General features: G+C 72.5%; 17 protein-coding genes and 1 pseudogene. 10 read left to right on the plus strand and 8 right to left on the minus strand.

Features of this window, described 5'->3' with window-relative positions:
* Positions 1–51: 51 nt before the first annotated feature.
* The gene (locus tag OIU81_RS20920; protein ID WP_329150087.1) at positions 52–1,242 is read left to right on the plus strand and encodes an acyl-CoA dehydrogenase family protein; all 1,191 of its coding nucleotides are present in this window, start codon (positions 52–54) and stop codon (positions 1,240–1,242) included.
* Positions 1,242–2,312 (plus strand): Zn-dependent alcohol dehydrogenase, encoded by a 1,071-nt coding sequence (locus OIU81_RS20925; protein ID WP_329150088.1) that lies wholly within the window; start codon positions 1,242–1,244, stop codon positions 2,310–2,312. The genes OIU81_RS20920 and OIU81_RS20925 overlap by 1 nt, the downstream gene beginning before the upstream one ends.
* A 126-nt stretch (positions 2,313–2,438) precedes the next feature.
* Here the strand turns inward: OIU81_RS20925 and OIU81_RS20930 are convergent, their stop codons facing one another.
* Positions 2,439–3,053 (minus strand): flavin reductase family protein, encoded by a 615-nt coding sequence (locus OIU81_RS20930; RefSeq protein ID WP_329150090.1) that lies wholly within the window; start codon positions 3,051–3,053, stop codon positions 2,439–2,441.
* 195 nt (positions 3,054–3,248) lie between these two features.
* Here OIU81_RS20930 and OIU81_RS20935 point away from each other — a divergent pair, with 195 nt between their 5' ends.
* Both OIU81_RS20935 and OIU81_RS20940 read left to right on the plus strand, forming a co-directional pair.
* Positions 3,249–3,824: an RNA polymerase sigma factor gene (locus OIU81_RS20935; RefSeq protein WP_329150093.1), complete on the plus strand. Its 576-nt coding sequence runs from the start codon at positions 3,249–3,251 to the stop codon at positions 3,822–3,824.
* Between the two features lie 8 nt (positions 3,825–3,832).
* Positions 3,833–4,462 (plus strand): hypothetical protein, encoded by a 630-nt coding sequence (locus tag OIU81_RS20940; RefSeq protein WP_329150095.1) that lies wholly within the window; start codon positions 3,833–3,835, stop codon positions 4,460–4,462.
* A 104-nt stretch (positions 4,463–4,566) separates the two neighbouring features.
* On the opposite strand, the gene OIU81_RS20945 is transcribed toward OIU81_RS20940, so the two are convergent.
* The gene (locus OIU81_RS20945) at positions 4,567–5,463 is read right to left on the minus strand and encodes an enoyl-CoA hydratase/isomerase family protein (RefSeq protein WP_329150097.1); all 897 of its coding nucleotides are present in this window, start codon (positions 5,461–5,463) and stop codon (positions 4,567–4,569) included.
* A gap of 49 nt (positions 5,464–5,512) precedes the next feature.
* A complete protein-coding gene (locus OIU81_RS20950; protein WP_329150099.1) occupies positions 5,513–7,768 on the minus strand; it encodes an acetate--CoA ligase family protein in 2,256 nt (751 codons plus the stop codon).
* Between the two features lie 257 nt (positions 7,769–8,025).
* On the opposite strand from OIU81_RS20950, the gene OIU81_RS20955 reads away from it, so the two are divergent.
* A complete protein-coding gene (locus OIU81_RS20955) occupies positions 8,026–8,499 on the plus strand; it encodes a Zn-ribbon domain-containing OB-fold protein (RefSeq protein ID WP_329150101.1) in 474 nt (157 codons plus the stop codon).
* A 62-nt stretch (positions 8,500–8,561) separates the two neighbouring features.
* Positions 8,562–9,050 (plus strand): GNAT family N-acetyltransferase, encoded by a 489-nt coding sequence (locus OIU81_RS20960; RefSeq protein WP_329150103.1) that lies wholly within the window; start codon positions 8,562–8,564, stop codon positions 9,048–9,050.
* Positions 9,051–9,068: 18 nt separating this feature from the next.
* Here the strand turns inward: OIU81_RS20960 and OIU81_RS20965 are convergent, their stop codons facing one another.
* The 3 genes and pseudogenes from OIU81_RS20965 to OIU81_RS20975 form a co-directional block, all read right to left on the minus strand.
* Positions 9,069–9,806, minus strand: a complete 738-nt coding sequence (locus OIU81_RS20965) for a pyridoxine/pyridoxamine 5'-phosphate oxidase (protein ID WP_329150105.1) — start codon at positions 9,804–9,806, stop codon at positions 9,069–9,071.
* 129 nt (positions 9,807–9,935) lie between these two features.
* A pseudogene (locus tag OIU81_RS20970) lies at positions 9,936–10,304 on the minus strand (MOSC domain-containing protein); the annotation flags it as partial.
* Positions 10,305–10,438: 134 nt separating this feature from the next.
* On the minus strand, positions 10,439–11,056 hold the full coding sequence (locus OIU81_RS20975; RefSeq protein ID WP_329155258.1) for a LysE family translocator: 618 nt from the start codon (positions 11,054–11,056) through the stop codon (positions 10,439–10,441).
* A gap of 224 nt (positions 11,057–11,280) precedes the next feature.
* Between OIU81_RS20975 and OIU81_RS20980 the strand changes: the two genes are divergently transcribed.
* Entirely contained in the window at positions 11,281–12,054 is a 774-nt protein-coding gene (locus tag OIU81_RS20980) for a VOC family protein (protein ID WP_329150108.1), read from the plus strand.
* Positions 12,055–12,082: 28 nt separating this feature from the next.
* On the opposite strand, the gene OIU81_RS20985 is transcribed toward OIU81_RS20980, so the two are convergent.
* Positions 12,083–13,267, minus strand: coding sequence for a thiolase C-terminal domain-containing protein (locus OIU81_RS20985; protein ID WP_329150110.1), 1,185 nt, complete (start codon positions 13,265–13,267; stop codon positions 12,083–12,085).
* Positions 13,268–13,880: 613 nt separating this feature from the next.
* Between OIU81_RS20985 and OIU81_RS20990 the strand changes: the two genes are divergently transcribed.
* The 3 genes from OIU81_RS20990 (at position 13,881) to OIU81_RS21000 (ending at position 16,455) form a co-directional block, all read left to right on the plus strand.
* Entirely contained in the window at positions 13,881–14,390 is a 510-nt protein-coding gene (locus tag OIU81_RS20990; RefSeq protein WP_329150112.1) for an allene oxide cyclase barrel-like domain-containing protein, read from the plus strand.
* Between the two features lie 191 nt (positions 14,391–14,581).
* Positions 14,582–15,985 (plus strand): acyl-CoA dehydrogenase family protein, encoded by a 1,404-nt coding sequence (locus OIU81_RS20995; protein ID WP_329150114.1) that lies wholly within the window; start codon positions 14,582–14,584, stop codon positions 15,983–15,985.
* On the plus strand, positions 15,985–16,455 hold the full coding sequence (locus tag OIU81_RS21000) for a nitroreductase family deazaflavin-dependent oxidoreductase (protein WP_329150115.1): 471 nt from the start codon (positions 15,985–15,987) through the stop codon (positions 16,453–16,455). Before OIU81_RS20995 ends, OIU81_RS21000 begins: the two co-directional genes overlap by 1 nt.
* Before the next feature lie 255 nt (positions 16,456–16,710).
* On the opposite strand, the gene OIU81_RS21005 is transcribed toward OIU81_RS21000, so the two are convergent.
* A complete protein-coding gene (locus tag OIU81_RS21005) occupies positions 16,711–17,358 on the minus strand; it encodes a TetR family transcriptional regulator (RefSeq protein ID WP_189100982.1) in 648 nt (215 codons plus the stop codon).
* Between the last annotated feature and the right edge of the window lie 856 nt (positions 17,359–18,214).

The raw sequence follows: 18,214 nt of genomic DNA on the forward strand, positions 1-18,214 counted from the left end.
CAGGCGGGGCCCGTGTGGGGGCGGTCGGCGGCGCGTGCGTGGGAGGTCGGCGTGGACTTTGGATTCGGGCGTGCGGACGACCGGTTCCGGGCGGAGGCCCGGGACTGGCTCGGGAGTCATCTGGTGGGGCCGTACGCCGAGTGGGCGGGACGCGGTGGCCCCGGCAGCGAGCACGAGGGGGCCGCGGTGCGCCGGGCCTGGGAGCGGGAGCTCGGGGCCGGCGGATGGATCGGGCTCGGGTGGGACTGCCCGGAGGGCGCGTACGGGAGCCGGCCGGTGAGCCTGACCCGGCAGGTCGTCTGGGCCGAGGAGTACGCGCGCGCCAGGGCGCCGGGGCGGGTGGGGCACATCGGGGAGAACCTGCTGGCGCCGACGCTGCTCGCCCACGGGGACGAGGCGCAGCGGCGGCGGTTCCTGCCGGCCATCGCCCGGGGCGAGGAGCTGTGGTGCCAGGGCTACAGCGAGCCGGACGCGGGATCGGACCTGGCGGCGCTGCGGACGGTGGCGGTCCGCGACGGCACCGGGTACCGCGTCACCGGGCAGAAGATCTGGACCTCACTGGCCAGGGAGGCCGACTGGTGCTTCGTGCTGGCCCGGACGGATCCGGGCGAGCGGCGGCACCGGGGGCTCTCCTTCCTGCTGGTGGCGATGGACCAGCCGGGGCGGATCGAGGTGCGGCCGATCCGGCAGATGTCCGGGACGGCGGAGTTCAACGAGGTGTTCTTCGACGGCGCGGTGGCCGGGCACGTGGTCGGCGGGGAAGGCGCCGGCTGGCGGGTCGCCATGGGGCTGCTGGCGTGTGAGCGGGGGGTGTCCACGCTGGTGCAGCAGATCGGGTTCGCCGCGGAGCTGTCCGCGGTGCTCGCCGCCGCGGTCCGGGGCGGGACGCTCCGCGATCCGGTGCTGCGCGAGCAACTCCTGGCCCAGTGGGCCGAGTTGCGGGTCATGCGCTGGAACGCGCTGCGGACCCTGGGCGCGGCCGGGGACGCCGGGGCGCCGAGCGTCGCCAAGCTGCTGTGGGGCGGCTGGCACCAGCGGCTCGGGGAGCTGGCGATGCGGGTGCGGGGCGCCGCGGCCGCGCTGGGGCCCGTCGACTGGAGCGCGCGGGAGCCGTACGCACTCGACGCGTGGCAACGGCTGTTCCTCTTCACCCGGGCCGACACCCTCTACGGCGGTTCGGACGAGATCCAGCGCAACATCATCGCCGAGCGCGTGCTCGGCCTGCCCAGAGGGGAGCGGTGATGAGAGGCGTCATTTTCGACGGTGAGCGGCCGCGGGTCGTGGACGACCTGGAGGTACGGGATCCGGGGCCGGGCGAGGTGCTGGTCGGTATCCGGGCCGCGGGACTGTGCCACAGCGATCTGTCGGTGATCGACGGGACGATTCCGTTCCCGGTGCCGGTGGTGCTGGGGCACGAGGGGGCGGGGGTGGTGGAGGCCGTGGGCGCGGGCGTCGGCCATGTGGTGCCCGGCGACCATGTCGCGCTGTCGACGCTGGCCAACTGCGGGGCGTGCGCGGAGTGCGACCGGGGGCGGCCGACGATGTGCCGCAAGGCGATCGGGATGCCCGGCAAGCCGTTTCGGCGGGGGGAGACCGAGCTGTTCAACTTCGCGTCGAACTCAGCGTTCGCCGAGCGTACGGTCGTCAAGGCGGTGCAGGCCGTCAAGATCGCCCAGGACATTCCGATGGCGTCGGCCGCGCTGATCGGGTGCGGGGTGCTGACCGGGGTCGGGTCGGTGCTGAACCGGGCGAAGGTGGACCGCGGGGACTCGGTCGTGGTGATCGGCGCCGGCGGCATCGGCCTCAATGTGCTCCAGGGGGCGCGGATCGCCGGGGCGTCGACGATCGTGGCGGTGGACGCCAACCCCGCCAAGGAGCCGGTGGCGCGGCAGTTCGGGGCGACGCACTTCATCGACGCGTCGGCGGTGGCGGACAGCGTCAAGGCGGTGAAGGCGATCCTGCCGACCGGCACCGACCATGCCTTCGAGTGTGTGGGCAGCACCCGGCTGATCCGGCAGGCCGTCGATCTGCTGGACCGGCACGGCCAGGCGGTGCTGCTCGGGGTGCCGCCGGCCACCGCCGAGGCCTCGTTCCTGGTGTCCTCGATGTATCTGGACAAGTCGATCCTGGGCTGCCGCTACGGGTCGGCGCGGCCGCAGCGGGACATCGCGCTGTACGCCCGGCTGTACCGCGAGGGGCGCCTGCTGCTGGACGAGCTGGTGACCCGGACGTACCCGGTGGAGGACTTCGCGAAGGCGGCGGATGACGCGCACCACGGGCGGGTGGCGCGGGGGGTGCTGACGTTCGGCTAGGGCGGGGGCGTCGCGGCTCGGCTCAGGGGTTTGCGGGGCCCGGCCCGGTGTCTGCCCGGGGGTCTTTCGCGGCCGGGCGGGGGCCGCGGGGCCGCCGTCATTTTTCAACCGCCCCGACGCCCGCGCTCACGGACGGAAGTGGCCGAAGCCGCCCCGGTGGAAGAGGAGCGGGCCGGTGCCGGCGGCGGCCGGGTCCGTGCCGAGGGCTTCGACCCGGCCGACCACGATCAGATGGTCGCCGCCGGTGTGCACGGCCTGGACCGTGCAGTCGATCCAGGCGGGGACCTCCGCCAGCCGCGGTGACCCGGTCGCCGGCGCGGGCCCGTAGGTAATGCCGGCGAACTTGTCGCCACCGCTGACCGCGAACCCACGGCAGAGCGCGCCCTGCCCGGCGCCGAGGATGTTGACGCAGAACACGCCGGCGCGGGCGATCCGGGGCCAGGTGGTCGACGTACGCCCCACCATGAACGCCACCAGCGGCGGATCGAGGGACAGCGAGGCGAAGGACTGGCAGGCGAAGCCGGCCGGGTCCGGCTCCCCGGGGGACGTGATGATCGTGACGCCGCTGGCGAAGTGCCCCAGGACGGCGCGGAATTCGGCCGGATCCAGCGGGGCGCGCTCGTCGTCGCGCACGGCGCGCAGCGCGGGCCGCGGTGGTGCGGCCGTGGTGGGCGCGCCGACGGAGCGCAGATACCGCACGGCCGTGGCCGCCATTCCCGCATGTCCCATCATGTCCTTCATTGAATCTGATGCAGTGTCAGATGTGAAGGCCGGTGCGGCGGCGGCCACCCGCACGTGTGGTTTACCGGTGGATCGGGCCCGGCCCCGGCGGATTCGCGCGAGATTGGTCGGCGGATTCCTGATGGCGTGTCGTCCGCACGGAGAGCGTCCTGCACGGCCGCGACCGTAGCCGAACACGGGGGAGAGTTCCGGTACATGGCCGATGCGAGACCGACGACAGCTTCGCCCGCCGCGTCACCCACCTTCGACGAGGTGTTCTGCGGGCTGCTGCCCCGCCTCTACCGCAGGGCGGTGATGCTGGCGGGATCGAGACAGTCCGCGGAGGACGTGGTGCACGAGGCCTACCTCAAACTCGCCCGCCGCCCCCAGCGTTTCCTCGCCCACCCGGAGCCGTACGCCTACGCCTTCACCGCCGTGCTCAACGTCGCCCGCGACGCCCACCGCAAGGACCGGCGGCAGGTGCTGGTGGACGGCATGGAGGAGGTCGAGGAGACCGGCGCGGGCGGGGCGGCCGCGGGCGCCGGGCCCGGCGGCTGGGACGGCGGGGTGGAGCGCCGGCAGGCCGAGATCGAGGCGGTGCGCCTGCTGGGGAAGCTGTCGCACCGGCAGGCCGGCATCGTCATCCTCGTCGACCTCGACGGCTACACCCTCGACCAGGCCGCAAAGATCATGAAGGTGCATCGTGGCACCGCCGCCCGCCATCGCGCCCGTGCGCTGGACAGGCTGCGTGCCTTCCTCGTTGAATCCGAGCACGGGCAGGCCGGGAGGTGAGCGGCGCGGTGGGTGTGGGGTCACGCCACGACGGTGGTGCGGGCGGCGGCGGGCGGGACGCCGGCGGCGGCCGGGGGGACGGCGCCGGGGACGATGCCGGGGCGCTGCTGCGCGCACGGCTGCGGCGCGCGGACGAACAGATCGAGACACCGCCCGGCCTGTGGGACCGCATCAGAGAACCGGGTATCGAGCCGGCGCCCTCCGCGGTGACGCTGCCCCGGAGGTGGCCGTATGCGGTCGTGCTCACGGTGGCGGCCGCGGTCGCCGCGGTGCTGCTGGGGGTGTGGTGGCTGGTGCGTCCCGGGCCGGAGTCCCTGCGGCCGGCCGGGCCGCTCCGGACGGTGAAGATCACGGTGTACAACAGCGAACGGGCCTGCCGCACGGGCCGTTCCCTGGAGTGCGCGCTGCGGCTGGCCAGGGACCCGCGCACCGCGTACGCCGCCCGCGGCAATGCCGCCGGCCGGGTCTGGCACGGCGATGAGGTGGCCGCGCGCTGTGTCGTGACGGACGGCCTGATGGTCCGCGACGAGGAGGGCGTCACCTCCACCCGCTGGTATCTGGTCACCAGCGGGCAGGGTGTGCGGGGATGGCTCCCGGGGGTGCGGACGCGCAACACCCGTGAGGTGCCGGAGTGTTAGGACGAAGTGCCCGAAGTCGACGTGCCCGAGGACGACGTGCCCCAGGGCGGCGGGTCTGGAGGTGACGGGGGGCGCGGCGTCCCGGTGCGGCGGCGTGGGGCCGGTCAGCGCCCCCGGTACACCGGATCGCGGCGCGCCACGAAGGAGGCGACCCCCTCCTGTGCGTCGGCCGTCGTCATATTGATCTCCTGGGCGGTGGCCTCGGCGGCCAGCGCCGTGGCCCGGTCGCTGTCGAGGGAGGCGTTGACCAGCTGCTTGGTCAGCGCCAGTGCACGGGTCGGGCCGGCCGCCAGCCGCTCGGCCCACTCCCGTGCCACCGCCGCGAGTTCGCCGTCCGGGACGACCCGGTTGACCAGCCCCAGCCACTGCGCCTCCGCGGCCGGTACCGCGTCGCCGAAGAACAGCAGCTCCTTGGCGCGCTGCGGGCCGATCAGCCGCGGCAGAAGGTAGGCGCCGGCGCCGTCCGGGACCAGGCCGCGGCGGACGAACACCTCGATGAAACGGGCCGATTCGGCGGCCAGCACCAGATCGCAGGCGAGCGCGAGATGGGCGCCGAGCCCGGCCGCGGTGCCGTTGACGGCGGCGATGACCGGCTTCTCGCAGTCCAGCACGGCCGTGATGAGGCGCTGGGCGCCACGGCGGATCATCCGGGCGACATCGCCGGCGACCCGCTCCTCGGCGGACGGTGCGCCGCGCAGATCGGCGCCGGCGCAGAAGCCCTTGCCGGTGGCGGTCAGGACGACGACGCGTACGTCCGGGTCGGCGGAGGCCTCGGCGAGCTGGTCGATGAGGCGTTCGCGCTGGTCCCAGGTGACCGCGTTCAGCACCTCCGGCCGGTTGAGGGTGAGCCGGCGGACGCCGTTGTCAGTGGTGTGCAGTATCAAGGAATCGACGGGATCCGCACGGTCGGCAGAGCCGGCCCGGGCGGTGCGGCCGTCGGGCCCGGCGGGCTCGCCGGGCGCTTCGGGGGGAAGGGACGAGGGGGACGGTGAGCGGGTCATGGGTGAGCGGCTCCAAAAGGGACGGCGGGGGACGCACGGTTCGGTGCGGTCAGGGGCAGACGGCGAGTGCGTCGAGGGCCACGGCGCCCTCTCCGCGCGGCAGGACCACCAGCGGATTGATGTCCAGCTCGGCCAGTTCACCGTCGAGTTCCAGGGCCATCCGCTGCACTCTGAGCACGACCTCGACCAGGGCGTCGACATCCGCGGGCGGCGCGCCGCGTACGCCGTCCAGGAGGGCGCGGCCGCGGAGTTCGCCGAGCATCGCGCGCGCCTGGTCCTCGCCGAAGGGCGGCACACCCACCGCGACGTCCCGCAGGACCTCCACCAGCACCCCGCCCAGACCCACGGTCACGGTCGGCCCGAAGAGGCTGTCCTGGGTGACGCCGACGACCATCTCGACGCCCCGCTCGATCATCTGGCAGACCAGCACACCGTCCAGCGGGACGTCCTCGTAACGGGCGATGTCGGTGAGTTCGCGATAGGCGTCCCTGATCTGGCTGGCCGAGGTCAGACCGACCTTGACCAGGCCGAGTTCGGTCTTGTGCGCCAGCTGCGGCCCGGAGGCTTTCATCACCACGGGGTAGCCGACCAGGCTCGCCGCCCGTACGGCCGCCGCCGCGCTGGTCACCAGCTGTTCGCGCGGGACGCGGATGCCGTAGGCGCGCAGCAGCTGCTTGGCCGCGTGCTCACTGAGCTGCTGGCCCGGGCGCATCAGGGCCCGTGCCTTGCGCGCGGAGGGGGACAGGACCCGCGGGGCGTCCTCGAAGGGGGAGCGGTAGCCGGCCGCGAAGCGGTGGTGGTCGAGATAGGCGCGGACGGCGGTGACGCAGTTCGCGAAGGTGCGGAAGGTCGCCACCCGCGAGGAGCCGAGGAGGGTGCTGCGGTAGGCGTCCTCCGTGCCGACCGGCGAGCCCCACACCACACACACCAGCTTGTCCGTGCGCTCCGCCGCGTCCACCAGATCCTGCGCGAGCTTGTCGCTCATCGGTGGGAAGGGCCCGGTGATCGGGCAGATCAGGACGCCGATGGCCGGGTCGGCCAGGAGCGCATCGATGATCTTCGGTCCGCGCCAGTCGCCGACCGGGTGCCCGCCGTTGTCGACCGGATTGGCGACGCTGAGATAGTCCGGTATCCACTGGTGCAGTTCGGCCTGCTTGGCGTCGCCCAGGGTGGGCAGCCGCAGCCCCGCCGCGGTCGCCAGATCGGCGAAGTGGGCGCCGGTGCCGCCGGAGATCGAACAGACGGCGACGCCCTCGGCGGTGGGCTTCCTGGCGCGGGCCAGCAGCGCCGCGGTGTCCTGCAGCTCGTCCAGCCCGTCCACCCGGATCACGCCGAACTGCCGCATCGCGGCGTCCACGACCTCGTCGGCGCCGGTCAGCTTGCCGGTGTGCGAGGCGGCGGTCCGGGCACCGGCCTCGGTACGGCCGACCTTGACGGCGACGACGGGCACCTTGTTGCGGGCGGCACGGTCGGCGGCGAGCAGAAAGCTGCGGCCGTCCTTGAGCCCTTCCACATACGCGGCGATGGCGCCGACCTCGGGGCGGGTGGCGAAGTAGGAGAGGAAGTCGGCGGTCTCCAGATCGGCCTCGTTGCCGGTGGGGGCCCAGTGCGAGAGGCGGATGCCCAGTTCCTGAAGGCTGAAGACCGGCCGGCCCTGGTGGCCTGACTGCGTGATGAGGGCGATGGCCGGGCCGTCGAGGTCCGTGCGGAACTTCTCGAAGGCGTTGAGGTTGGTGTTCGGGCCGAGCAGCCGCAGGCCGGAGTGTGCGACGGCCTCGGCCAGCCGGGCCTGGGCGGCCGCGCCCTGCTCGCCGGTCTCGGCGAAACCGGAGGCGAAGGCCACCGCGAACTTCACTTTGGCCTCGGTGAGTTGCTCGATGACCGGCAGCGGGTCGCCGACCAGCAGGACGGCGAGATCGACGGCTTCCGGCAGATCGGCGACGGTGGCGCGGCAGGGCCGCCCGAAGACCTGGGCGCGTCCCGGGTTGACGGGGTGGAGCCGGGCCCCGACGCGTTCCGCCCAGGCGATCAGCTGGCGGGTGATGCCGGTGTTGGGCCGGCCCTCGCTGTCCGAGGCGCCGACCACCGCCACGGACTCGGGCCGGAAGAAGCGGTCCAGGTCGGGCACCGGAGCCTGCAGTGGCCGCCCGCTGACATCGCGGTCGACGGCGCCGGTGCCCTGTCCACCGCCGCCGGACTGCGGTTCACTGATGCCGTGGACGGTGTGTGGTCGTTGCTCCCCACAGGCCACGACGCGGGCCAAACGGGAGTGCGTGGTGAGGGTGCCGTGAGTCGATCCAAGCATCGCAGACGCCCGCTCCTGTGAGACGGCTCTGATTACCTGACACTCAGTCAGATTACTGAACTGACGCTGCGTCAGGAATATGGGTGCACGGTAAACCTTGGGCGGGGTGAGGCGGGGGCGTGGGGAGCGGGGCCGCTCCGCAAGGGGAGTGGAGTCCCTCCCCTTGCGTACCCGCCTCGGATCGGCTGAACTGACATACCGTCAGGAGTCATGGTTGCCGGTGGTCGCGGGCCGGTGGGCGCGGGAGGGGTGCCGGGATGCAGAAGACCGGGCGCGGTGGGGCCGAGCGGGCGCGGACCGCGGCACGTTGCGACCTGCCGGAGAGCGATGCCTTCACCCGTCCGTACTGGGACGCGGCAGCCGAAGGGCGGCTGCTGCTGCGCCGGTGCCGGGCCGAGGGGTGCGGTGCGGCCCACCACTATCCGCGCGAGTTCTGCCCGTACTGCTGGAGCGAGAACGTCGGCTGGGAACCGGCCACCGGCCGCGCCACGCTCTACACCTGGTCCGTCGTGCACCGCAATGACCTCCCGCCCTTCGGCGACCGGGTCCCGTACACCGCGGCCGTGGTCGATCTCGCCGAAGGCCCGCGGATGATGACCGAGATCACCGACTGCCCCGAGCCCGAGCTGCGGATCGGGATGCCGCTGCGGGTGCACTTCCGCGGCGCGGGGGCGGCGGGCACCGCGGACGCCGACGCCGGGTTCGCCTTCCCCGTCTTCCGGCCCGCTTGATACGCGGCAGGTCCCGGCGATTTCCGGTGGCGGGCCGTCCCCGCCCGCGGCATGCTGAGGCCGTGCTGATCCGTACGGCGACCGAGGCCGACTGGCCCGCCATCTGGCCCTTTCTCCACGCCATCGTGGCGGCCGGGGAGACCTACACCTATCCGCGGGACCTCGATGAGGCGGCGGCCCGCGAGATGTGGCTGCTCGCACCGCCCGGCCGCACGGTCGTCGCCGTCGACGACGCCGGGACGGTGCTCGGTACGGCCAAGATGAACCCCAACCACATGGGCGGCGCCTCGCACATCGCCGGTGCCAGCTTCATGATCGACCCGCAGTACGGGGGCCGCGGCGTCGGGCGGGCCCTGGGCGAGCACGTACTGGACTGGGCCCGCGCCGAGGGCTACCGGGCGATGCAGTTCAACGCCGTCGTGGAGACCAACACGGGCGCCGTCGCGCTCTGGAAGTCGCTGGGCTTCCAGATCATGACGACCCTCCCCGAGGGTTTCCGGCATCCCACGGAGGGTTATGTGGGGCTGCACATCATGTATCGGCAGTTGTGAGGCCGGCCGCCGTTCTCCCTATGGCCAGAGCAGTTCCCGCACCCAGCGCCCGTCTTCGCGGCGGTAGTTGAGGCGCACGTGTCGGCGTTGCGCATCGCCCTGGAAGAACTCGACCTCCTCGGGGTGCAGCACATACAGCGTCCAGCTCGGCACCGGCGCCTCCGGTTCGCGCCGGGCGCGCTCCCACGCGGCCTCCGAGGCACGCGCCAGCTCCTCGACCGAGCCGAGCACCTCGCTCTGCCGGCCGACCAGCGCCGCCGCCAGCGCGCCCGTGGAGCGGCGGTGCAGATCGGCCGCGCTCTCCTCGGGGCCCGCCGCGGTCACCGGCCCGCGGACCCGTACCTGGCGGCCGACCGCCGGCCAGTAGAAACCGAGGGCCGCCCGCGGCCGTGCCTGAAGTTCGCGGGCCTTGCGGCTGCCGCGGTGCGAGGCGAAGTGCCAGCCGTGCTCATCGGCGTCGTGCAGCATCAGGGTCCGTACGGAGGGGGCGCCGGCCGCGTCGGCCGTGGCGAGCGTCATGGTGTGCGGCTCGGGAACACCGGCCTCGGCGGCCTCCTGCAGCCACTGCCGGAACAGCGGCAGCGGCTCGGCGGGGGCCGCCGCCGGGTCGAACGACGGCAGCTCGGTGTCCCAGACCCGCAGCCCGCGCAGCAGCTCACGGAACGCGCGGGCCTCGGCCTCCTCGGCGTGGTGCGCCGCCGGGCTGCCGGCGGGGGCGGTGTCCGGGCTGTCGCGGTGCGCGGGGTGATCGGTCATGCCAGGCAGCGTACGGCGATGGGCGGACGGGGCGGGGGAGCGGGCGGCGTACGGGGCATCGCAGCGAAGGCCGATGACGAAGGCCGATGACGAAGGCAGGCGACGACGGCCGATGACGTCGGAGGCGGATCAGAGCAGTTCGACGGTGTCCCCGCGTCGTACCCGTCCCGGCTGCGCGACCGTGGCCAGCGCGTCCAGCCGCATGTCGGGTGCCTGCGCAAGGGCGCGCAGGATCCGCGGGGAGTGCGGCAGGTCCTGCTGGGCCTCGTTGGTCATCACGCATCGCTCGCTGGAGCGTTCGAACCGTAAGCGCAGGGCACCGCCGATACGGGCGGTGCTGCCGAACCACTCGTCCTTCACGAACGCGGGCGTGCCCGGCGGCGTCCGCACCAGCAGATTCGGCCGGAACCGGCACTCGTCGACAGGCACGCCGGGCACGCCGGGCACGCCGGGCATGGCGGCGCGGACCCGGTCGAGGGTGGCGGTGGTCAGGAGGCTGACGGGGAGCTGGTCGAAGTGGCGGCCTCGTCCAGCTCTTCACCGCCGGTGGATTTGATGGGGTACCGCCAGATCCGTTCGATCGTGCCGAGCGTCCTGCCCCTCTCCGTTCCTCCCCCCCCGTGCGTGGCTTCTCAGTTCGCTTCCATGGCGACCCGCGCCCCGAAGCCGAGGAGCACCACGCCCGTCACGCGGTCCAGCAGGCGGCGGACCCTGGGCCGTTCGAAGAACGAGCGCGCCCGGGAGACCAGGTAGGCGTAGGCCCCGAGCCAGGTCAGGGTCAGTGCCGCGTGCAGCAGGACCAGCAGTCCCATGCCGGCCGTCATGGACAGTTGGTGCGGGGCCAGCGTCGGCAGCAGACCGGTGTAGAACACGGCGATCTTCGGGTTGAGGACGTTGGTGGTCAGGCCCGTGAGATAGGCGCGCCCCGCACCCGTGGTCTGTGACCCGGCGGTCCGCGGTGCGCAGCGGCGGCTCTGCCACAGCGACTGCAGGCCGAGGACGACCAGGTACCCGGCGCCCAGGATCTTGACCACGAAGTACGCCTCCGCCGAGGCCGCGAGAACCGCCGCGAGCCCGACAACGGTGAACACGCCCCACACCAGGAGCCCGGTGGTGATGCCGGCGGCGGCGCGCAGGGCCTCCGCCCGGCCTGCGGTGATCGCGCGCTTGGTGACCACGGCCATGTCCGGGCCCGGGACCACGGTCAGCAGGGCGAGCACTCCGGCCGCCGCGAAGGTCTGCGTCCACAGAGGAGTCCACATGGGAGTCAGTCTGCTGCGAATCGGTCGCCGCCGTGATGTGAGACCGACCACGGACGGGGCGGCCGGCGCCCCACCGTCGTCACCATCGCCCCACCGTCGTCACCATCGCCGCCCCTGCGGACGTCCCGGAAGTCCTGTGCCAACTAGGACACGTTCCGTCCTCGATGCTCACTAGCGTGGACTCCGGCAGCGTCACTCGTGAAGGGGATCCGATGAGCGAGATCAGCAGCAACCAGCCGTTCGGGACGCCGACATGGATCGATCTCGGGGTCCCCGACCTCGACCGTGCGCAGGAGTTCTACCGCGCGCTGTTCGGCTGGGAGTACGCGCAGGTGCCGACGGCGAACGGCCCGCTCACCCTGTGTCTGCTGCGCGGACGGCGGGTGGCGGCGCTGCGGCCCGTCGCCGCCACCGATGCCGAGGGCGAGTCCTGGTGGCATCCATATCTCGCCACCGACGACTGCGACGGTGCCGTCCGGCGGATCACCGAGAGCGGCGGGACCCTGCTCGCGCCGCCGACCGACCTGGCGGATCTGGCCCGTACGGCCGTCGTGACGGACTCCGTCGGCGCCCGCTTCGGCCTCTGGCAGGGATATGCGCTGCCGGGCTGTGAGCTGGTCAACGAGCCCTGCACGCTGGTCCGCAACGACCTGTCGTCCCCGGCCCCCGAGCCGGCCCGCCACTTCTACGCCGGCGTCTTCAACTTCACGCTCGACGGCAACGACGCCGTCCCCGATCTCGACTTCACCTTCCTGCGCCGCCCCGACGGCCATGAGATCGGCGGCATCTTCGGGGCCCCGGCGGCCACCGCGTCCCGCTGGCAGACCGTGTTCGAGGTGGCGGACACCGATGAGCTGGTCGCCCTCGCCCGCGACGCGGGCGGCACGGCGGCCGCCCCCGAGGACGCCCCCTACGGGCGGATGGCCGCGATCACCGACCCCTTCGGAACGGCCCTCAGCGTCATCACCCGCCCGCCCGCCCCGTAGGCCTGGTCACCGCCGGCGCTCCCGCCCCTCAGTCCCGCCCCAGCACCACGGTTCCCGAGGAACAGAACCAGCCACCGGTGCCCGAGGCGACCGCGAGCCGGGGCGGCGCGCCGTCGGCCTTACGGACCTGGCGGTCCCGGCCGGCCTCACCCCGCAGCTGGCGTACCGCCTCGACCAGCAGGAACAACCCCCGCATACCGGGGTGGCAGGCGGACAGTCCGCCGCCGTCGGTGTTGACCGGCAACTCCCCGTCCCGCAGCAGCCGCCCCGTCCCGACGAACGCACCGCCCTCGCCCTTGGCGCAGAACCCCAGGTCCTCCAGCGTTACCAGGGTCATATAGGTGAAGGCGTCGTACAGCTCGGCGAGATCGATCTCGTCGGGGCGGACCCCGGCACGGGCGAAGGCCAGCCGGCCGGAGACGGCCGCAGGCGAGACGGTGAAGTCGTCCCACTCCGACATGGTGGTGTGGGAGACCGCGGTGCCCGAACCGAGCACCCATATGGGCGGCTTGGCCAGATCCTGGACGCGGTCCTCGGCGACGAGCAGGACCGCACAGCCGCCGTCGGAGCGGATGCAGCAGTGCAGTGTGGTGAACGGGTCGGCGATCACCGGGCCGCCGAGGACCTCGTCGACGGTGATCGGATCGCGGTACATGGCCTCCGGATTGGCCGCCGCGTTGGCCCGTGTCTGGACCGCCACCTGGGCCAACTGCTCCAGTGTGGTGCCGTATTGGTGCATATGGCGGCGGGCGGCCATGGCGTATTTGGCGATCAGGGTGTGCCCGTAAGGGACCTCGAACTGCAGGGGGCCGCGGGCGCCGAAGGAGAGGTTCGAGGTGCGGCGCCCCGCCTTGATGTCGGCGCGGGCGGTGGAGCCGTAGACGAGGAGCACCGCGTCGGCGTGGCCGGCGGCGATCGCCTCGGCGGCGTGCGCGGCCAGCACCTCCCAGGTGGCGCCGCCGACCGAGGTCGAGTCGACCCAGGTGGGGCGCAGTCCCAGATATTCGGCGACCTCGATGGGCGCGAGGGTGCCCAGCCCGGCCGAGGCGAAGCCGTCGATCGCCGAGCGGTCCAGGCCGCTGTCGGCGAGCGCCCGGCGGGCGGCCTGGGCGTGCAGGGCGTACGGGGTGGCGTCGTCCACGCGTCCGCAGTCGGACAGGGCGACTCCGGCGACAGCGACCTTGCGATTCCCGTAAGGGGTCCCTGAAGTCATGAATCTGACGGTACATCAGATGCGGGGTGCCCGGGCAGGGGGCGGGCAGGGGGCGGAGTGCGGCCGCCGGTCCGCCGCGGCGGACCGGCGGCCGGGGCGAACGGGGGTCGCGTGCGCCCGGGGTGCGCCTTAAAGCGATTATCGGAGATATCGCGCGACCTTTAAATGCTTTCCCGGGGAGGGTATTCTCCGTTTGCGTGTGAAATTTCCGGCGAGGTGTACGGCCGGTTCACTGCTCGCTGTTTGCCCATGCGGCGGAGCAGACATTTCCGTGTGCGGGATGCATCTTTTCCCGCCGGCCCTGGGGAGTGTCATGTTCGCCTTGATTTCATGGTCTTGGGAGCGCGCCCGAGCGCCCGGTTCCATTATTCCTCCGCATTTATGGCAGGTGCCGCCATTTCGCGGATGACGCGCGCCAGGAAATTGTCCCCGCCGCGGTCGGGGCGGGTTCCTGTGTGGCCGGCGGCAGCTTGAGCACGTGGAGCGCCACCGACTCATCCCTGGTCCCGGACCGGTGCCATCGATTCCACCACCATTCTCCCCTGCTCTCTCAGGAGAGCACCTTCAGGCACATAGCCAAGTGCATTTCCCTTCCAGTCCCACAGGAGAAATCGTGCGTCACTTCAACGTCAAGCGTCTCGCGCTGAGTGCGGCCACCGGATTCGCGGCCCTGCTTTTCTGCACGCATCCGGCATCGGCCGCCGCAGGTACCGGCGGCGGTCAGTATCCTCCCGGAGAGGAAGTATTCCAGCTGACCGCGCAGCAGACACAGGGCACTTTTGTCGATGTGGACGGGTCGTCCGGCCCCAGTCAGGGGGATGAATTCGTCATCAGCGGGAATCTCCTGCGCGGCAGTACCACGGTCGGCACCTACGGCCAGATCTGCACCCTGACCCGCACCGCCCCCGCCGATGAGTTCGACCTCCAGTGCGCGGCCGACCTCACCCTTCCCCAGGGGCAGCTCACCGTCCAGGGCCGTTTCACCGTCACCAGCGCCGGCCCCGGCGACATCGACCTCGCGATCACCGGAGGCACGGGGCGCTACCGCACCGCGCGCGGCACCATCCACGGTGTCAACACCAGCAGCACGGAAACGCAGCTCACGGTGCATCTGATCCGCTGAGCCGGGCGGCAGGCGTCCGAGGGCGGCCCCAGGTGAACCCGGGGCCGCCCACCGGAGTCCGGGCGCCGATGACTGCGGGCTCGCCCTAGGAAAGTGCACCGCCCGTCCCTACTATGACGGCCCGTCAGATCGGAAGCCGGCGGCCCGTCGGACCGGACGGGTGTTGTCGCACGGTCGGGAGGAGCCCGCCGATGGATGCCGCGTTCACCGAGGAGCAGCACGAAATCCGCCGTACGCTGCGCGAACTGCTGCTCAAGCGCTGCGGCCCGGACAGCGTCAAGGCGGCGGTGCGCACCCCACCGGGATACGACCGGGAGCTGTGGGGGGAGCTCGCCGGCCGGCTCGGACTGCCCGGGCTGGCACTGCCCGCCGCGTACGGAGGCGTCGGCTGCGGGCCCACCGAACTCGCCCTGGCCTGCGAGGAAACCGGCCGTGTCGTCCTTCCCTCGCCACTGATCGCCACCGCCGCGCTGGCCGCCCCGCTGATCCTCGCGCTGGGCAGTGCGCGGCAGCGGGCCGGACTGCTGCCGGCCCTGGCCACCGGGGAGCTGACCGGCACGCTGGTCGTACCGGGCGGGCAACTGGCCACCGCGCTGGCGCTGACCGGCCCGAACGACGGCGACTGGACGGGCGGCGGCCGGGCCGGCGGGATCCAGGCGCGGCCGGCCGACGGCGGCTGGCGGCTGTACGGCGAGGCCGGGCAGGTGCTGGCCGGGCACACCGCGGAGGTACTGGTGGTGGCCGCCCACGCCGGCGGGTTCACGCGCAGCCGCACCCTGCTCTTCGTCGTCCGGGCGGCGGCAGCGGCGGCAGCGGCGGCAGCGACGGAGGCGACGGCAGCGACGGCAGCGACGGCAGCGACGGAGGGGGCCTGCGGGCCGCGGGACGGCGGGGCCGGGGTGCCCGGTCTGCTGCGGACCCGGCAGACCGTGCTGGACGAGACCCGTGCGCAGGCCCGCCTCGAACTGCGTGACGTGCCGGCCGAGTTGCTGGGGGAGGGGCCCGCGGAGGAAGCCGAGGTGACCGCGGCGCTCGCCGCGACCGGGGTGGTGGCGGCCGCGGCGCTGGCCGCCGAGGCCGTCGGGGCGGCCGACGCGGCGCTCGCCCGTACCGTCGCCCACGTCAAGGAGCGCGAGCAGTTCGGCCGGCCGATCGGCGCCTTCCAGGCGGTGCAGCACCGTCTCGCCGATCTGTACGTACAGCTGCAGGCGGCGCGCTCGGCGGCGTACTACGCGGCCTGGTCGGCGGGCGGTGCGGGCGCGGCGGGGCCGGAGGGTGCGGCCGAGCCCGGTGCGGCGGCGCTGGCCCTCGCCCAGGCGCTGGAGACGCTGCGCAGGGTGGCGGCCGAGGCGGTGCAGCTGCACGGCGGCATCGGCTTCACCTGGGAGCACGAGGCGCATCTGTACTTCAAGCGTGCGGCCTGCGACGAACTGCTGCTGGGCCCCGTGCACCGGCTGCGGGCGCGGGCCGCCGAGGAGGTGGGGCTGTTCGCGGGCGGCGAGGGAGGTGCGGGCGCCGGCGGCGGGCCGGAGTGCGGCGGGGCGGCGGTCGGCGGGCCGGCGGCGGCCCTCGCGTCCGAGGCGGCGGACGTCTGATGCCGCCCGGTGAGCGGCTGCTCCAGAAGATCTCCGCCACCCGTGCGTTCGCCCGGATCGCGCCCCACGTCATCCCCGGACTGGACCGCGCCCTGCACCGGCTGACCCGGGGAAAGGTGCTGCTCAGCGCCCGGATGCTGCCCGGGGTGGTGCTGACCGCGACCGGCGCGAGGAGTGGGCAGCCGCGGCGCACTCCGCTGGCGTGCCTGCCGCAGGAGGACGGCAGCTGGATAGTGGTCGGCAGCAACTTCGGACGGCCGGGGCATCCGGCCTGGACCGGAAACCTCCTCAAGTACCCGGAGGCCGAGGTGAGTTGGCGGGGCCTGGACGTTCCGGTGCGGGCCCGGCTGCTGACCGGCGGGGAACGGGCGCGGGCGTGGCGGGCGGCGCTGGCGTTCTGGCCGCCGTACGCCGCGTACCAGGCGCGGGTGGCGCGGGAGATCCGGCTGTTCCTGCTGGAGCGGCGCTGAACGAGCCGGCCGACGGGGTCGTGGCGTCATGGCCGGCTGACCCCGGGGCCCCTACGGCAGCGGGCGCCGCGGCGACCCCTGGGGATCGCGCGGCGCCCGCTGCGTGGGTAATACAGCTATGGCAGGACGGATACAGGACCGACGGCGAACCGTCCCGGGCACACCGGGACTTCGGGGCACGGCGGCTTCTCGGGCCGCTTCCCCGGCTGCTGTCGCGGATGCTTCGTCAGGCGGCGGAACTCACAAGAGACGACGCTATTTGGTCGGCTTCTTTCCCGTGACGCCGAAGTGCACCAGCAGTGCCAGGTTCGGCTTGAGTTCCGTCTGCTTGACACCCCAGCTCTGGAAACCCTTCTGGTGTCCGGCGACCGCCGCCAGCATCGCGACCAGCGAGCCGGCCATGGCGGGCGCGCTCACGTCCTTATCGACCTTGTTCTTGCTCTGGAGATCCTTGATGGAGTCCGTAAGAGAGTTGGTGACGGCATTCAGGATCTTCATGCGGATCTTGTAGAACCGCTTGTCGCCCTCGGCCGCGCCCAGGTCGACGACGCGCAGAATCGCGTCGTGCCGGCGCCAGAAGGAGAGGAACCCCTCGACCAGCTCCTCCGCCGTCTGCCAGCCGGACTTGCCCACCCAGGAGCGTTCGGCGACAAGATCGGTCAGAGTGGCGCCTTCTTTGGCCATCTCCTCGGCGATTTCGAGGACAGCGCCCTCGACGTCCGGGAAGTACTGATAGAACGTAGCGGGTGAAGTCCCCGCTTTTCGGGCTACATCGATGACCTTGACGTCCCGATAGGGGGACGAACTGAGCATTTCGCTGAGGCAGTCGAGAAGCTTTTGCCGCGTCGCCTGTCCGCGGCGGCCGGCAACTCTGCCGTCGACGGTTCGCACTTGTCCTGTCATGCCGTCAGCTTACCGAGGGGTGATCGGAGCGCGATTTGGCTGCCTGCAAATGGGGATGGGGGAGTTCGAGTTGCGTAACCCGTCCGTAGGGGCGGGTGGCGGGTCCGGCCGCGGCCGCAACGGGCACGGCCCGGCTTGGTCCGAACCGGTGAACAGTCTTATCAACAGGCTGTGGACAACTTTGGTGGATAAGTGGTCACCGCCCGTGCGGCAAGTGCATCCCGATGGCTGTCAGTTGAACTTCTGCCCCGCGCGTCACTCGCGCTCACCGGACCCGGCACAGCCCCTGGATATCGCTCAGGTTTTCGAATACTCGGCGGGCGGGGCGATCGAACCGGGGCTAGCGTGGGCGTACGGCCGGGGTGGCGGTCGTCACTGTGTGTTGCCTGACCCGCCGCGCGGAGCGATATCGGGAGAGGGTGGCGCCGAAATGGCTTTCGACCGCGCAGAATTGGGCCGTGGGGTCGCACGTCCGGGGCGAGGCGGGGAGGGCATGGCCGGTGGGGGAGAGGCGCGCGGTCGCGGGAAGGGCGTGCTTTCGGCCATCGCGGCCCTCACGTGCCGGAGAGTGTGAACCGCTTCGTGGTACGCCCGTCAAACGGAATGGTGAACGTCCATATATCGGGCGGCACCTCGCGATGAACATCCGCAACCGGCCGGTAACCCCTATGGCAACCGCCCGTCGGCGGACGTATCGGAGCACGTCAGGCGGGGTTGGGTGACTTCGGGTAACGGACTCGGTGCGGGCTACGGGGGGTATGCAGTGACACGGCGGACAGGCCCCGGGTTCGCAACCGTCGGCCCGGCCAGGAAGAATCAGCACGCGTACGGCCGTTTCGGCAGTCCGTGCCGCAGG

The organism is Streptomyces sp. NBC_01454 (genome assembly GCF_036227565.1).
In the GTDB taxonomy this organism is placed as follows: Bacteria; Actinomycetota; Actinomycetes; order Streptomycetales; family Streptomycetaceae; genus Streptomyces.

Excerpts from the sequence above, each read along its gene's own strand:
- OIU81_RS20925 (WP_329150088.1), top strand. The coding sequence starts at position 1,242 with ATGAGAGGCGTCATTTTCGACGGTGAGCGGCCGCGGGTCGTGGACGAC.
- OIU81_RS20945 (WP_329150097.1), bottom strand. The coding sequence starts at position 5,463 with ATGACCCGCTCACCGTCCCCCTCGTCCCTTCCCCCCGAAGCGCCCGGC.
- OIU81_RS20950 (WP_329150099.1), bottom strand. The coding sequence starts at position 7,768 with ATGCTTGGATCGACTCACGGCACCCTCACCACGCACTCCCGTTTGGCC.
- OIU81_RS20995 (WP_329150114.1), top strand. The coding sequence starts at position 14,582 with ATGGATGCCGCGTTCACCGAGGAGCAGCACGAAATCCGCCGTACGCTG.
- OIU81_RS21000 (WP_329150115.1), top strand. The coding sequence starts at position 15,985 with ATGCCGCCCGGTGAGCGGCTGCTCCAGAAGATCTCCGCCACCCGTGCG.
- OIU81_RS20930 (WP_329150090.1), bottom strand. The coding sequence starts at position 3,053 with ATGAAGGACATGATGGGACATGCGGGAATGGCGGCCACGGCCGTGCGG.
- OIU81_RS20980 (WP_329150108.1), top strand. The coding sequence starts at position 11,281 with ATGAGCGAGATCAGCAGCAACCAGCCGTTCGGGACGCCGACATGGATC.
- OIU81_RS20935 (WP_329150093.1), top strand. The coding sequence starts at position 3,249 with ATGGCCGATGCGAGACCGACGACAGCTTCGCCCGCCGCGTCACCCACC.
- OIU81_RS20985 (WP_329150110.1), bottom strand. The coding sequence starts at position 13,267 with ATGACTTCAGGGACCCCTTACGGGAATCGCAAGGTCGCTGTCGCCGGA.
- OIU81_RS20955 (WP_329150101.1), top strand. The coding sequence starts at position 8,026 with ATGCAGAAGACCGGGCGCGGTGGGGCCGAGCGGGCGCGGACCGCGGCA.
- OIU81_RS20965 (WP_329150105.1), bottom strand. The coding sequence starts at position 9,806 with ATGACCGATCACCCCGCGCACCGCGACAGCCCGGACACCGCCCCCGCC.
- OIU81_RS21005 (WP_189100982.1), bottom strand. The coding sequence starts at position 17,358 with ATGACAGGACAAGTGCGAACCGTCGACGGCAGAGTTGCCGGCCGCCGC.